The organism is Kribbella sp. NBC_01245 (genome assembly GCF_036226525.1).
GTDB lineage: Bacteria > Actinomycetota > Actinomycetes > Propionibacteriales > Kribbellaceae > Kribbella.
On record NZ_CP108487.1, the window covers coordinates 2,596,112 to 2,609,718 of the forward strand.

Annotated in this window: 12 protein-coding genes; 7 read left to right on the forward strand and 5 right to left on the reverse strand. The window is 69.2% G+C overall.

The annotated features are described in order from the left end of the window. Positions 1-36 precede the first annotated feature (36 nt). Complete coding sequence (locus OG394_RS11425; protein WP_328995164.1) at positions 37-1,347, reverse strand: NYN domain-containing protein; 1,311 nt, start codon at positions 1,345-1,347, stop codon at positions 37-39. 189 nt (positions 1,348-1,536) lie between these two features. On the opposite strand from OG394_RS11425, the gene OG394_RS11430 reads away from it, so the two are divergent. The 3 genes from OG394_RS11430 (at position 1,537) to OG394_RS11440 (ending at position 5,646) form a co-directional block, all read left to right on the forward strand. Then, entirely contained in the window at positions 1,537-3,318 is a 1,782-nt protein-coding gene (locus OG394_RS11430) for a DEDD exonuclease domain-containing protein (protein ID WP_328995165.1), read from the forward strand. Positions 3,319-3,381: 63 nt separating this feature from the next. Continuing rightward, positions 3,382-3,669 carry an Lrp/AsnC family transcriptional regulator gene (locus OG394_RS11435; protein ID WP_328995166.1) on the forward strand — a complete coding sequence of 96 codons (288 nt, stop codon included), beginning with the start codon at positions 3,382-3,384 and terminating at the stop codon, positions 3,667-3,669. A gap of 72 nt (positions 3,670-3,741) precedes the next feature. After that, positions 3,742-5,646 (forward strand): DUF2510 domain-containing protein, encoded by a 1,905-nt coding sequence (locus tag OG394_RS11440; RefSeq protein WP_328995167.1) that lies wholly within the window; start codon positions 3,742-3,744, stop codon positions 5,644-5,646. A 955-nt stretch (positions 5,647-6,601) separates the two neighbouring features. Here OG394_RS11440 and OG394_RS11445 read toward each other — a convergent pair. After that, positions 6,602-7,555: a hypothetical protein gene (locus OG394_RS11445; protein ID WP_328995168.1), complete on the reverse strand. Its 954-nt coding sequence runs from the start codon at positions 7,553-7,555 to the stop codon at positions 6,602-6,604. Positions 7,556-7,786: 231 nt separating this feature from the next. On the opposite strand from OG394_RS11445, the gene OG394_RS11450 reads away from it, so the two are divergent. After that, the gene (locus OG394_RS11450) at positions 7,787-8,491 is read left to right on the forward strand and encodes a hypothetical protein (protein WP_328995169.1); all 705 of its coding nucleotides are present in this window, start codon (positions 7,787-7,789) and stop codon (positions 8,489-8,491) included. 30 nt (positions 8,492-8,521) lie between these two features. Here the strand turns inward: OG394_RS11450 and trpD are convergent, their stop codons facing one another. Genes trpD through OG394_RS11465 form a run of 3 tightly spaced genes read right to left on the reverse strand, consistent with a single transcriptional unit; the run spans position 8,522 to position 10,951 of the window. Next, positions 8,522-9,568, reverse strand: a complete 1,047-nt coding sequence (trpD, locus tag OG394_RS11455) for an anthranilate phosphoribosyltransferase (RefSeq protein WP_328995170.1) — start codon at positions 9,566-9,568, stop codon at positions 8,522-8,524. A 17-nt stretch (positions 9,569-9,585) separates the two neighbouring features. Next, on the reverse strand, positions 9,586-10,014 hold the full coding sequence (locus OG394_RS11460) for an Rv3143 family two-component system response regulator (protein ID WP_328995171.1): 429 nt from the start codon (positions 10,012-10,014) through the stop codon (positions 9,586-9,588). A gap of 19 nt (positions 10,015-10,033) precedes the next feature. Continuing rightward, entirely contained in the window at positions 10,034-10,951 is a 918-nt protein-coding gene (locus OG394_RS11465; RefSeq protein ID WP_328995172.1) for a cytochrome c oxidase assembly protein, read from the reverse strand. Between the two features lie 31 nt (positions 10,952-10,982). Between OG394_RS11465 and ctaE the strand changes: the two genes are divergently transcribed. From ctaE to qcrA, 3 genes are read left to right on the forward strand one after another with little or no spacing between them, the layout of a single operon-like run. Then, positions 10,983-11,696, forward strand: coding sequence for an aa3-type cytochrome oxidase subunit III (gene ctaE, locus OG394_RS11470; protein WP_442914284.1), 714 nt, complete (start codon positions 10,983-10,985; stop codon positions 11,694-11,696). Between the two features lie 41 nt (positions 11,697-11,737). Continuing rightward, on the forward strand, positions 11,738-12,586 hold the full coding sequence (gene qcrC / locus OG394_RS11475; protein ID WP_328995174.1) for a cytochrome bc1 complex diheme cytochrome c subunit: 849 nt from the start codon (positions 11,738-11,740) through the stop codon (positions 12,584-12,586). Continuing rightward, complete coding sequence (qcrA, locus tag OG394_RS11480; protein ID WP_328995175.1) at positions 12,576-13,604, forward strand: cytochrome bc1 complex Rieske iron-sulfur subunit; 1,029 nt, start codon at positions 12,576-12,578, stop codon at positions 13,602-13,604. The genes qcrC and qcrA overlap by 11 nt, the downstream gene beginning before the upstream one ends. Positions 13,605-13,607: the final 3 nt, after the last annotated feature.

The window sequence follows — 13,607 nt, forward strand, 5'->3', positions numbered from 1 at the left end:
AGAAGGACGCTAAAGACCCCCACCGACAGTTTTCGTTCAGCCGCGGGCTAGGCGAGCTGTAAGGGTGCTGGCGGCGAGCGCGCGGGCGCCCATCGCGATGATGCTGTCGGCGACTTCGCGATCGCTGGACACGACGACGACCGGGCGGCCCGCGGGCTCGGCGCGAACCAGTTGCCGGATCACCTCATCGGCCGTCACCCCGGCCGGGCTGAACCGCACCCGGACGCCACGGGGTGGATTGAGCTGAACCGGCCCGGACAAGGTCGCCCCGTCGAACACGGCCGTCACCTCGATCCGCCGCTGGGCCACCAGCGCGCCCAGTGCCGTCACAAGGCGCTGCCGCTGGGAGTGCAGGGGCGCACTCGGCCAAGCGGTCTTGGTGACGTTGTAGCCGTCGACAACGAGATGCACCTGCGGTAGCGCGAGTAGCTCGTCCAGGAGGCTGGGGTCGTCGTCGGGCGCAGAACGGCCTACAGACTCCACAGACGGCTCAACGCCTGCAACTGTGTCTGCCGGCCGGAGCTCTCCCCCAGGTGGCAGCGCCAGCTCACGACGCAAACCGCTCGCGGCCTCGATAACCGTGTCCAGCAAGAGCCTCGTGCGTACTGATGCGAACTCCCGCTCCTGCCCCGCCGTACGACGTGCCGCATGCTCAATCGCCTCAAGCTCGGTAATCCGGGCCCGGAGCTTGCGTAGCTCGCGCTCTGACTCCGCACGGGCGGCGTCGACCCGGTCGTCGGCGGTGTCGGCGGCAACCGTTCGATCGGCGAGGTCCGACTGGAGACCGGCGATGCGCTGGCGGGCTTCGTTGAGTTTGCGGCGCAGGGTGACGTTTTCGGCCTTCACCTCGGCCAGCTGTTCCCGAAGGCGTTCGCGGACCTGACGCGTCTCCGTACGGGCCTGGTCGAGCTGCTCACCCAGCCGCGCGATGGCCTCGTCATCCGCCTTCGGCTCGGCCTTGGGCAGGTCGGCGGCCTCGGCCACGCGGGCCTGCCAGTCGTCCGGCCTGAGCAGGTACGCCAGGGCGGCCACCTCGGCCGGGTCGGCGGACGGAGTCGGCACGGCCTCCGCGACGGCATCGCCGAGCTCCGGATGCTCGCGACGGACCTCGAACGCGATCAGCCGGCGGAAATGCTCGTCGGTGTCCAGGATCGGCCCGAGCACCGACGCGGACAGCTTGGCTCGTTTGGCCGGGGCGAAACTCGCGAACCGTCGCAAGGGCGCGGGGATATCCGTCGCCGGCATCGCGCCGAGCGCCTGCGCGGCCAGCGCCAGCACTCGCTGGCGGACCGGTTCGGGAAGAATCGTGGCGTTGGACCCGGCGTTGGCCGCTACCTCGGACACCATGCCTCGTGCCAACCGTGGGTCCCCCGAACGCGGTTCCCCCAGGGCACAGCGCGGCCGGCACGAGACGGCGGACGGCCTTGCGGCCGGGCCGATCGAGCGGTGAACACGCGTGTACCCATGCAGAGAGCGTAGTCGGTCCCGGCCCGTGTCTCGCGAAGATTGTCGGTGGCACCCTCTACGGTCCTCGCCATGAGCAGTCCAGGCGCACCGGCGGCGGCCGCACAGACACGGATTCGCGGCGTCCAGCCGAGCTTCGACGAGCTCGGCACCCCGCTGCGCGACGTGACCTTCTGCGTGGTCGACCTGGAGACCACCGGTGGCGCACCCGGCGATTCGGGCATCACCGAGGTCGGCGCGGTCAAGGTTCGGTCGGGCGAGATCCTCGGCGAGTTCCAGACCCTGGTCAATCCGCACGACCCGATTCCGCCGTTCATCGCGGTGCTGACCGGGATCACCAACGCGATGGTGGCGACGTCACCCCGGATCGGGTCGGTGCTGCCCGCGTTCCTGGAGTTCGCGCAGGGCTGTGTGCTGGTGGCGCACAACGCGCCGTTCGACGTGGGCTTCCTGAAGCATGAGGCGCAGGCGCACGGGTTCGCCTGGCCCGATTTCGCGGTCGTCGACACGGCCCTGCTGGCCCGGCGGGCGCTCGGCAAGGACGAGGCGCCGAACTGCAAACTCGGCACCCTCGCGCGCTACTTCCGCTCCGGGACGACGCCGAACCACCGCGCCCTGTCCGACGCGCGTGCCACCGTCGACGTACTGCATGGGCTCTTCGAGCGGGTGGGCTCGCTCGGGGTGCAGACACTGGAGGACCTGCATTCGTTCTCGTCGCGGGTGACGACCGCTCAACGTGGCAAACGGCATCTCGCGGAGCCGCTGCCGCATGCGCCTGGCGTTTACCTGTTCACCGACGACCGGGGCGAGGTGCTGTACGTCGGCAAGTCGAAGGACCTGCGCACCCGTGTGCGGAACTACTTCACCGCATCCGAGACCCGGACCCGCATGGGCGAGATGATCGGCATCGCCACCGCCGTGCGCGGGATCGAGTGCGCGACCCCGCTGGAGGCCGAGGTGCGGGAGCTGCGGCTGATCGCCGAGCACAAACCGCGCTACAACCGGAAGTCCCGGTTCCCCGAGCGGCAGCACTGGCTCAAGGTCACGGTCGAGCCATTTCCGCGGCTGTCCATGGTGAAACAGGTGCGCGATGACGGCGCCGGCTACCTCGGGCCGTTCAGCCGCAAGCGCACGGCCGAGCGGGCGATGGCCGCGCTGTACGAGACGTTCCCGATCCGGCAATGCACCGAGCGGATGTCCCGGCACCCCAACCGCAGCACCTGCGTGCTGGTCGAGATGGGCCGCTGCGTCGCGCCGTGCGACGGCCGGATCGACATGGCGGCGTACGGCGTGTTGGTGGCCGAGTTGCGCGCGACGCTGGCCGTTGACCCGACACCGGTGGTGCTGGCGCTGACCGCTCGGATCGAACGGTTGTCGGCCGACGAGCGGTTCGAGGACGCGGCCGTGCACCGGGACCGGCTCAGCGCCTTCGTCCGCAGCAGCGCCCGGATGCAGCGGATGGCCGCGGTGACGAGTTGCGCCGAGATCTGCGCTGCCCGGCGGCTGGACGACGGCGCCTGGGAGCTACACGTCATCCGCCGGGGCCGGCTGGCCGCGGCGGGGGTCAGCCCGGTCGGGACCCATCCACGCCGCGTGCTGGAGATGCTGCAGGCGTCGGGAGAGACCGTGCTGCCCGGGATCGGCCCGGTCGCGACGGCCTCCCCGGAGGAGATCGAGACGGTGCTGCGCTGGCTGGAATCACCCGGAGTAAGGCTGGTGGAGCTGGACGGCGAGTGGACCAGTCCGGCCACTGGTGCGGGGCGGTACCTGCGCCGACTGGACAATGCCCGCGCCGGGGCCGATCATCACGAACCGGGCGAACGACGGCGTGCGCTGCGCCCGGTCGGGCCGTAGTGGCCTGCGCCTGGGCGGGAGCGCCTATGCTCAGCGCCAAAGCAATCCGGACGAGAGGACGACATGGTCACCGCGATCGTGTTCATCAAGGCCGATGTGGCCAGGATCCCCGAGGTCGCCGAGCAGGTGGCCGCCATCGAGGGCGTCAGCGAGGTCTATTCGGTGACCGGATCGCTCGACCTGATCGCGATGATCCGGGTCGCGCACCACGATGACCTGGCCACGGTCATCCCCGACCACGTCAACCGGGTGCCCGGGGTGCTCAGCACCGAGACCCACATCGCGTTCCGCACTTACTCGACCCACGACCTCGAGGCGGCCTTCAGCCTCGGTGCGGATGACGGGATCTGATGCATTTCAGGCGGGCCTGGCCAGGCCCGCAAGAGGCCAACGCCTGACACGAGCCTTGGATACGGTGAACCTATGAGTAATCCTCCCGCCGGTTGGTACCCGGATCCCACCGGGCAGCCGAACACCATTCGCTGGTGGAACGGGACTCAGTGGACCAATAAGACGGAGAAAGAGGACAGCGCCGGCACCACCCCGGCCGCTCCCACCGCCAAGTCCACCAAGAGCACTACCGCCGCCGCGGGCGGGTCTGCCACCGCCGGGACTGCCGCCGGGAAGGTGACAAGCAGCACATCGGGCGCTGCCGCGGATAAGGCCGCCACTACGCAGAGTGCGGGCAGCTCGCAGGGCGGCGCGAAGGCCGCGGCGAAGGCGACCACTCCGGCGAATAGCTCGGCGGCCTCCTCGGCGACCGAGGGCAAGAAGGTCGTGCAGGAGCCGGCCAAGGCTGAGGTGAAGGCTGACTCCAAGGCGGCTGACGCGGGTAAGGCCGAGCCGGCCAAGGTCCAGCCGGTCAAGGCGGAGGCTGCCAAGACGGAGCCGGCCAAGGTTGAGCCCAAGGCGGAGCCGGTTAAGGCGAAGGTGACTCCGGTTAAGGCGGTTCCGGCTGAGCCGGTGGCCAAGGCGGAGGAGAGCAAGTCGGCTGCGGCTAAGGGTGATGAGACCAAGGCTGCTGAGGCCAAGGCGGCTGAGAGTAAGCCGGCGGTCGCCAAGCCTGTCGCGGCGGATGCGGCCGCGAAGGCCGTACCGGATGTTGCGGCGGACAAGAAGCCGGCCGCGAAGAAGCCGGCGGCCAAGGAGCTGGTCGAGAAGGACTCGGGTGCCGAGGACGACGAGCTGGAGGGCTCGGAGGAGTCGGGCAAGGGTGTGACGAAGGCTTCGCCTTGGTCTGGCGGGGCCGCTACGCCGTGGTCTAGCGGGGGTAGTGCGTGGACTCAGCCCGGGAAGGATACGGACGACTCGACGCTGCAAGGCGACGCGACGACCGGTGCCGCGGCTTCGGCCGGCGTGGGAACCGGTGCGGGCGAGAAGGCCTGGACGCCGACTGCCGACAGCGCGACGCCCTGGAACCAAGGGGCTGCCGCTCAAACCAAATCCAGCACCACTGAGCAAACGACCGGCCAGGGTGCTGTTGGGCCTTGGGATCAGGGCGGGGAGCAGTTCCACGGGCAGATCCCGGTGCAGCCGGTTCCGACGACTCAGCCGCCGTTGTCGCCTTTGTCGCCCCCTTTCCAGCGGCCGGATCGGTCCAAGGAGAAGGGCTTCCCGCTCATCCCGGTGATCGCCGGGACCGTGGTCGCGGTGCTCGTCATCGTTGCCGGCGTCTGGTACCTGTTCGGCCGTGGCGACGGTAAGCCCACCGCCGACCCGACCAGCAGCTCCTCAACGCCAGGTCAGACGACGGGGACTCCGACCGGTACGCCGACCAGTGGCGAGTCCATCCCGCCCGGCCAGTCGCGCAATCCCGCCATCCACCAGGGCAACCGGATCGCCTCGAACGCGATCTCGTTCCCGCGCTTGCGCCCGCCGTGGTCGGACCGGCTCCGCTTCGTCTCGCAAGTGGAGGACTCCAACGGCCAGCGCGTGCTGCTGCAGGCCAAGTTCGACGGCACCAACGACTGGTACGCGAACATCTTCGTCGGCGCGCTCAGCACCGCCGTGCTCTTCAACGGCAACCCGCAGGCGAGCGCGTCAGACCTGGCGCTGCAACTACGCAGCAGCCTGTACGGCGACATCCCGATCACCGCGAAGGTCACTCGCAACGGCGCGATCACCCGGACCGGTAAGCAGGGGTGGTTCGTCCAGCAGACCATCACCGCGTCCTCGTCCAAACTGACCTCGCCGACCCTGCTGCTGACCGTGGCGGTGTTCGATCTCGGCGATGGCACGGCGGTCGCGTACGTGAGTGACGTCCCGACCAACCGCAACGACCTCAAGGTCTTCGAGGGCCTTGTCTACAAGGCGGTCAACGTTGGCTGAGCATTCCGAAATCGTCCCCGAATTACCCGACCCACCGGCGGAACCGTCAATCCGGCCGGTGGGCGAAGGCCGTCGCGCTCCCGCACACCGAGCGCCCGGTCCCGAACGGCTGCCCGCCCAAGACCCGTCCCCGCCAGGCGGCGGTACGGACGCAGGCGGCGCGGATACCGGCAACACGACTGCGGCCCAGGCCGCCGTCCAACCACGCCCCACCGCCCGCCACAGCGCCCCGATCCCCGGCTCCCCCATGCCCACTGCGCCCGCTACAACCCCAGCCTCGATGGGCCCAGCTTCGGCGGAATCCTCGCCTGGCCCAGTCGGTTCGGCCTCCACGCCCGCCCGCTCCGGCGAGGACGAGGTAGGCGCCACCGAGCCGGTCCGCCTGCGCCTGGCCCCCGAGCCGACCCCTGAGTCCGAGCCAACCGTGGCTGGGAATGCGGCGGCTGGGGTTGGTTTTAGTGAGGTGGAGGTTGAGTCGAGTGAGGTTACGCCGCGGCGTAAGGAAGTGCTGACTCGCGGGCAGCGCCTTGCCCAGCAGCGGCAGGGCCAGGGCGCCCAGGCGGCCATCCCGCGCGGCCCGTTGCCGAACCAGGAGCACGTCTCCCGCACCGAATCGCCCTCGCAGACTTCCACGCACAACCCGATCCGCGATCCGATCCCGACCTCCCTCCCGAACCTGAGCGATACCGGAACCCAGCAGGCAGTCCCCGCGTACGAAAGCTCCCCTGCCGGGATCACCTCGGCGGAGCTGCCCAAGGCGCCGGAGCTGCCGTCCGGACCGCCGAGTTCCGGGTTGCCCGCAGCCGCGGGTGCGTTGATCTCGCCGTACGACACGGGTTCCCTCGCCAACCTCGCGGCCTCGTCCGCAAACGACCCTCTCGCCGCGCAAAGCCCTCCCCCAGCACCACAACTCCCGCTCAACCCAGCGGAAGCAACGGCCCCGCAGACCCCGGCTTCAGCCGGTAGTCCCGCGGCTCATGTCGGAGAACCTGCGGCCAGTACGGCGGCGGCTGCTGCCGGTGGACGGCCTGCGGATGCGACGGCGGGTGCGCCCGTGGCAGGCCGCGCGCAGGAGGTTCGACCAGGCGCGGCGGTTACACCTCAGCAGGTCGTACCGCCGCAGGCTCAGAGCCCAGCCACCGGTATGCCGTTGAGCACCGAGCCGCCTCGGCCAGGTGCACCAGTCCAGTCCGGACCGCCTCGGCCGGACGTACAGCCTCAACTTGGCGGGCACGTTCAGCCTGGCGGGCAGGCTCAGGGCGGTCCGGGGGCGCAGCCGGGTGGAGTGCGACCGGGGAATCTCGCAAGACCAGTCCAGACCGGCCCACCAGCTTCCGCGGGAGCAGCGATTCCCAACCGAATGCCCGCGCAAAGTACGCCAGCGCAGGGAACGCCCGCACAAGCCCCACCCCCAGGCCAGGTCCACCCAACCAAGCCGGGCCAACCCGTTCAGCCGGTAGCCGGTGCGCCGATGGGTCCGGGTAGTCCCGGACGTCCGGGTCCGGCCGGTCAAGCAGGTGGGCCTGCGGGTCCTGGCGTACCGCCTCAGGTGCCCGGACAGCCCAGGCCCGCGCAGGCCGGTATGCCTGGCGCTGCTCAGCCTGGCATGCCTGGGGCGGCTCAGGCCGGTATGCCGGGGGCGGGTCAGCCTGGCATGCCTGGATCGGGTCAGCCTGGTCAGGTTCGTCCGCCGGTTCAGCCGGGACAGCCGGGACAGCCGGGGGCGCCGGTTCAGGGTGGTCCGGTTGGGATGCAGCAGGGCGCGATGCCCGGTGGGCGTCCGCCGGTAGCCGGGCCTGGGCCTGGTGTCGGCGTACCGGGCGCTCAACCGGCAAAGCGACAGAACTGGCAGCAGTCCGGCCCGCAGCAGCCCGCCACGCAGGCGATGGCGCCGGCTCCTGGCGGTCAAGGGACACGTCCGCCCGCGGGTGGGCAGCAGCCTTGGCAAGGCCAACCGCAGAATCCGCAACAGCAGCCCCAAGGCCGTCCGCTCGCCTGGCAGCCAACCGGCCCGAGCGGTCAACCAGGCCCAGGCGGTCGCGGCCCAGATGGCGGTGGCCCCGGCGGATACGACCCCAGCGGTAGTGGGCCGGGCGGTAGTGGGCCGGATGGGAGTGGGGAGGTTGTGCGGCGGTGGCGGGTGCCTGGGTTTGCCGGGGCGCTCGGGATCTTGGTGGCGGCGGCGGTCGCGACGATCATGGTCGTCTCGTGGATCTGGACCAAGACCGACGAGTTGACGCCGGTTTCGTTGCCTTCGGCAAAGGGCACGCCGCTGCAGACGCTCGACCCGTCCGCCAAACCGACGATTCCGCCGGAGCCCGAGGGCAACTACGTCGGCTCGTACATGGTCGCGTGGAACAACGACAAGATGGCAGGGATGTCCTCGGCTTGGAAAGAGGACTACAACCGCATCAGCCTGTACGGCGGTACGGGGCTCTGGCTCACCGTGCACACGAAGTACGACGGCAAGTCCGACTGGGGTAACCATGTCGCCTTCGGCGGCCTGCCGAAGAACATCCCGTACAAGTCGACCCCGGCCGGGATGCGGGAGGCCGCGGCGCAGGTCGGCGGCCGGCTGCTGAACCGGTTGTACCCGGGCGACAAGACCAAGCCGACCAACGTCGTCCACAAGTCGACCCTGGTCAACGGGCGTCGCGTCCACGAGATCACCGCGCGGTTCCCGGTCAAGGTGCCGAAGCTCAAGGAGACGTACTCGATCATCGCGATCGCGGTCGTCGACCGGGGCGACGGTACGGCGATGGTCTCGATCGCGGACCTCTGCGGCACCACACCGCAATGGCTGACGGTCTGGCGTCAGCGCGTCGCCGCGATGATCATCAACTAACTCGCGATGGTCATCAACTAGCTGAAGGACCTACCGGACCTCGGCGCAGGCCGCGATCCAGCGCGTCAGGGCCGACTTGGCGGCGCCGGAGTCGATCGACTCGGCCGCCCGGTCGAGCCCGGCGCGGAGGCGCTCGGTGATCGGGCCGGTGCTCGCGTCGTAGGCGGCGAGGGCCGCGGCGGAGTTCAGCAGTACGACGTCCCGAACCGGGCCGCGTTCGCCGTCCAGCAAGGCGCGAACGACCTTCGCGTTGTACGACGCGTCGGCACCCTTGAGCGCCTCGGCGGGCACGGCCTCGATACCGAGTTCGCGCGGATCCAGCGTGACCGGCCCCTCGACGGCACCACCCGAAACCGACCAGATCTGCGAAGTGGTCGTCGTGGTGAGCTCGTCCAATCCGTCATCGCCATGGAACACCAGCGCGTCGATCCCCCGCCGGGCCAGCACGCCCGCGATCAGACCGGCGACCCGGCCATCCGCAACACCGACAGCCTGGGCCGACGGGTTGCCCGGGTTCGCCAGAGGCCCGAGGAAGTTGAACGTGGTGGGGATTCCGAGCTCCCGACGCGGTACGGCGGCGTGCCGTAGCGCGGGGTGGAACGCAGGGGCGAAGCAGAAGGTGATGCCCGCGCGCTCCGCGACCGCTGCCACCTGCGCGGCCGAGAGGTCCATCGGAATACCGAGCTCCTCGAGCACATCCGCCGTACCGCAGGCCGATGAGGCAGCGCGGTTGCCGTGCTTCAGGATCTTGGCCCCGGCCCCCGCTGCGACCAGAGCCGACATCGTGGAGATGTTGACCGTGTGAGCCTGGTCTCCGCCGGTGCCGACCACGTCGAGCGTGCGGCCGGGAACGTCGATCGGAGTGGCGAAGGCGCGCATGGTCGCGACCAGGCCCTCGATCTCGCCGACCGTCTCGCCCTTGGTCCGCAGCGCGATGACGAACCCGGCCAGCTGAGCCGGGGAGGCGGACCCGGAGAGGATCTCCCCCATCGCCCAGGCGGTCGCGGCCGGTTCGAGCTCGTGCCCGCGAACGAGCGGGCCCAGCACCTGCGGCCAGGTGTACGACGCGTCAGACATGGCGGGCCCCTACTGGATCAGGTGGTCGCGGGCAAAGAGGCGAGCCGGGTGCGCAGCAGACCGGCGGTCGCCTCGGCCAGCCGGATCGGGTCCAGCGGGTGCGAGACGGCGGCCTCGGCGCGGGACCAGGTGGCGAGCCACGCGTCCTGCGGGCGGCCGGTCAGCACCAGCACCGGCGGGCAGCGGAAGATCTCGTCCTTGAGCTGACGGGCGATTCCCAGGCCACCGGCGGGCACGGCCTCGCCGTCGAGGATGGCCAGGTCGATACCGCCGGCGTCCATCTGCTTGATGACGGCGGGCTCGGTGGCGCACTCGACGTACTCCAGCTCGGGCAGGTCGGCGGCGGGCCGCTTGCCCAGTGCCAGCCGGACGGCTTCCCGGGTCGAACGGTCGTCGCTGTAAACCAGCACCTTCAGCGGACGCGCTGCACTCGTTGACTCAGTCACGAGGCAGATCGTACCGGTGTCAGGGCTTCGTCTGGCCAGCGCGTCGGGCCTGTTCCTCCAACCGGTCCAGGCGCCGGTCCTCCCGCTTGGCCTCGCGCTGGGACTGCTGGACCCATTGCACGAACAGCACGCCGAAGAACACCAGCCCGACGATGTCGCCCGAACCCCACAGCAGACCGCCTGCCAGGTACTGGTCGTCGAGCGGGCTCGGCGGCCAGGAGCGGCCGAACGCCGTGTACCAGTCTTCGGCGATCAGCTTGGTCGAGCTCATGATCGTGATGCCCAGGAAGGCGTGGAACGGCAACGTCAGGAACGTCAGGATCAGCCGGAACGGGTAGATCACGCGCCCAGGCACGGGGTCGAGCCCGAGCAACGGCCAGAAGAACAACGCGCCGACCGCGAGGAAGTGCACGTGCAGCAGGTCGTGCAGCACCGTCGAGCGCAGGCTGGCGTCGTACCAGCCGCTGAAGTAGAGCACCCACGGGCTCAGGATGAAGAAGACGAAGCCCACCAACGGGAAGCAGATGATTTTCGCAAAACGCGAGTGCAGTAAATAAAGCAGCCATCCTCGCGGCTTCAGCGGAAGGGTGCGCAGGGCAAGCGTCACCGGCGCGCCGAGCGCACAAGCCAGTGGCGTGAGCATCGAAAGGATCATGTGCTGCACCATGTGCACGCTGATCAGGACCGTGTCGTAAGTGCCCAGGGCCGATTGGGTGGCGATCACCGCGCTACCGAGACCAACGCCACAAAAGGCGAACGTGCGGGCCCTCGACCAGGAGTCGCCACGCTTGCGCAGGCGGTGAACCCCGTACAGATAAAGGGCTCCGACCACCAGGATCGCGATCAGCAGCACCGGTTCGAAGGTCCACGCGGTCAGGAGACGCGCGGGCGTGAACGGTTCGATCTGGTCGCCGGGCTGAGCGTGAGTTGGGAGCACACCCCCACATTAGAAAGGTGATGTCAACGACATGCCCGGGGGTGGTCGTGCTGTCAGACACCGGGACCGACATAATGACCGCGTGGCCACCGCAACAGCACTCCCAGCGTCTCGTGAACACGGACATCACGACCGTCCCAGCATGGTCAGTGTCGGAACGATCGTCTGGCTCTCGAGCGAACTGATGTTCTTCGCCGCCCTCTTCGCGGCGTACTTCACGATCCGATCGGTGACGACCGCCTTGGCGGCGCCCGGGGTGGACCCGTTGTGGCAGCAGTCCACAGCGATGCTCAACATCCCGTTCTCCACGGTGAACACCCTGATCCTGGTGGCGTCCTCGTTCACCTGTCAGTTCGGTGTGTTCGCCGCGGAGGCCGGACGGGCCGGCCGAACCTCCTCGCTGCTGAACGTCCGCCGCTGGGGTATGCGTGAGTGGTTCTCCCTCACCTACCTGATGGGCGCGGTCTTCATCGCCGGGCAGGTCACCGAGTACGCCGAGCTGATGCACGAGGGCCTGACCATCGCCTCGTCGCCGTACGGCTCGGTCTTCTACCTGACCACCGGGTTCCACGGTCTGCACGTGACAGGCGGTCTGATCGCCTTCCTGTTCGTGCTCGCCAGGACGTTCCTGGCCCGCAAGTTCACCCACGAACAAGCCGTCTCCGCGATCGTCGTGTCGTACTACTGGCACTTCGTCGACGTCGTGTGGATCGCCCTGTTCGCGACCATTTACCTGCTCAAGTGAGAGTCCATTTGAAATCCTCAGCCGAGAGGACCGCTAAATCCATGGCTTCGTCACCGGCGCGGTTCCTATCCGCGCGACGGCGACACCGTTCGGCCGGTCTGGTCGTGTTGCTCCTCGGGCTTCTTTCCGTGGGTGCCGCCTATACCGCCTTGGTGCCCGACAACGCTGCCGTCGCGGACGACGCCGCCCAGTCCCAGAAGATCGAAGAGGGCCGCAAGCTCTTCACGGTCGGCTGCGCCAGCTGCCACGGCCAGAACGCCGAGGGCAGCACCGACGGTGAGGGCCGCGTGGTCGCGCCCTCGCTGATCGGCGTCGGTGCCGCGGCGGTCGACTTCCAGGTCGGTACCGGCCGGATGCCGGCCCAGCAGCCGAACGCCCAGGTCCCGCGCAAGAACGTCGTCTACTCGCCGGCGGAGATCGAGGCCCTGGCGGCGTACGTCGCCTCGCTCGGCCCCGGCCCGGCGATCCCGAACGCCGACGCGTATGACGTGAGCAAGGCGACCGACGAGCAGGTGACCCGCGGTGGCGAGCTGTTCCGCACGAACTGCACCGCCTGCCACAACTTCGCCGGCAAGGGTGGCGCGCTGCCGAACGGCCGCTACGCCCCGTCGCTGATGGGCGTGGACGCCAAGCACATGTACGAAGCGATGCTGACCGGTCCGCAGCAGATGCCGGTCTTCTCCGACCAGGTGCTGACCGAGCAGGACAAGCGGGACGTGATCGCGTACCTGAAGGCACTGGAGACCCAGCAGGACCCGGGTGGTTTCGGACTCGGCCGACTCGGCCCGGTGTCCGAGGGCCTGTGGGGCTGGCTGGTCGGAATCGGCATCCTGGTCGCCGTTGCCGTCTGGATCGGCGCCAAGGGAGTGAGGGCCAAGGATGAGCACTGACGACAAGAACCTCCCGGCCACAGTGGTGGCCGACCCGATCGCCGATCCCGGCATCGAACCGCACGAGCACCGCATCACCGATATCGACCCGAAGGCGGCCGACCGGGCCGAGCAGCAGGTCGCGACCATGTTCGGCCTGGCCACGCTGCTGATCCTCGGATCCTGTGTGGCGTACTTCGCCATCCCGCGGGACGACATCCTGGTCTTCGGGCCGCTGACCGGTAACGCGAACAACATGGTCATCGGGCTCTGCCTCGGGATCGCGCTGTTCCTGATCGGCGCGGGCGCGATCCACTGGGCCAAGAAGCTGATGGTCGACAACGAGATCGTCGAGTACCGGCACCCGGCCGGTTCGTCGGACGAGGACATCGCCGCCACCACCGAGGTCTTCCAGACCGGTGTCGCGGAGTCCGGTTTCACCCGGCGCAAGATGATCCGGCGCTCGCTGATCGGTGCGATGGCCGCGCTCGGGTTGCCGGCCGTCGTCCTGCTGCGCGACCTCGGTCCGCTGCCCGGTCGTACGCTCTACACGACGATCTGGGCCGATGGCATCCGGGTTGTGAACGACGTCACGCTCCGGCCGATCAAGCCGTCGGACCTGGTCGTCGGGCAGCTGGTCAACGCCGCGCCCGCCAACCTGGCGGAGATCCTGACGGAGAGCGCGGTCGAGTACCAGAACGCGCGGGCCAAGGCCGCGGTGATCGTGGTCCGGATCGAGCCGGACCAGATCCGCGTCCCGGCCGGCCGGGAGAACTGGGGCATCGACGGCATCCTCTGCTACTCGAAGATCTGCACCCACGTCGGTTGCCCGATCTCGCTGTACGAGCAGACCACGCATCACGTGCTCTGCCCGTGCCACCAGTCGACGTTCGACCTGGCCGACGGCGCGAAGGTGATCTTCGGCCCTGCCGCCAGGCCGCTTCCGCAGTTACCGTTGAGACTGGACTCCGAGGGGTACCTGGTCGCGCAGAGCGACTTCACCGAACCGGTCGGACCTAGCTTCTTCGAGCGAGGGTGAGGT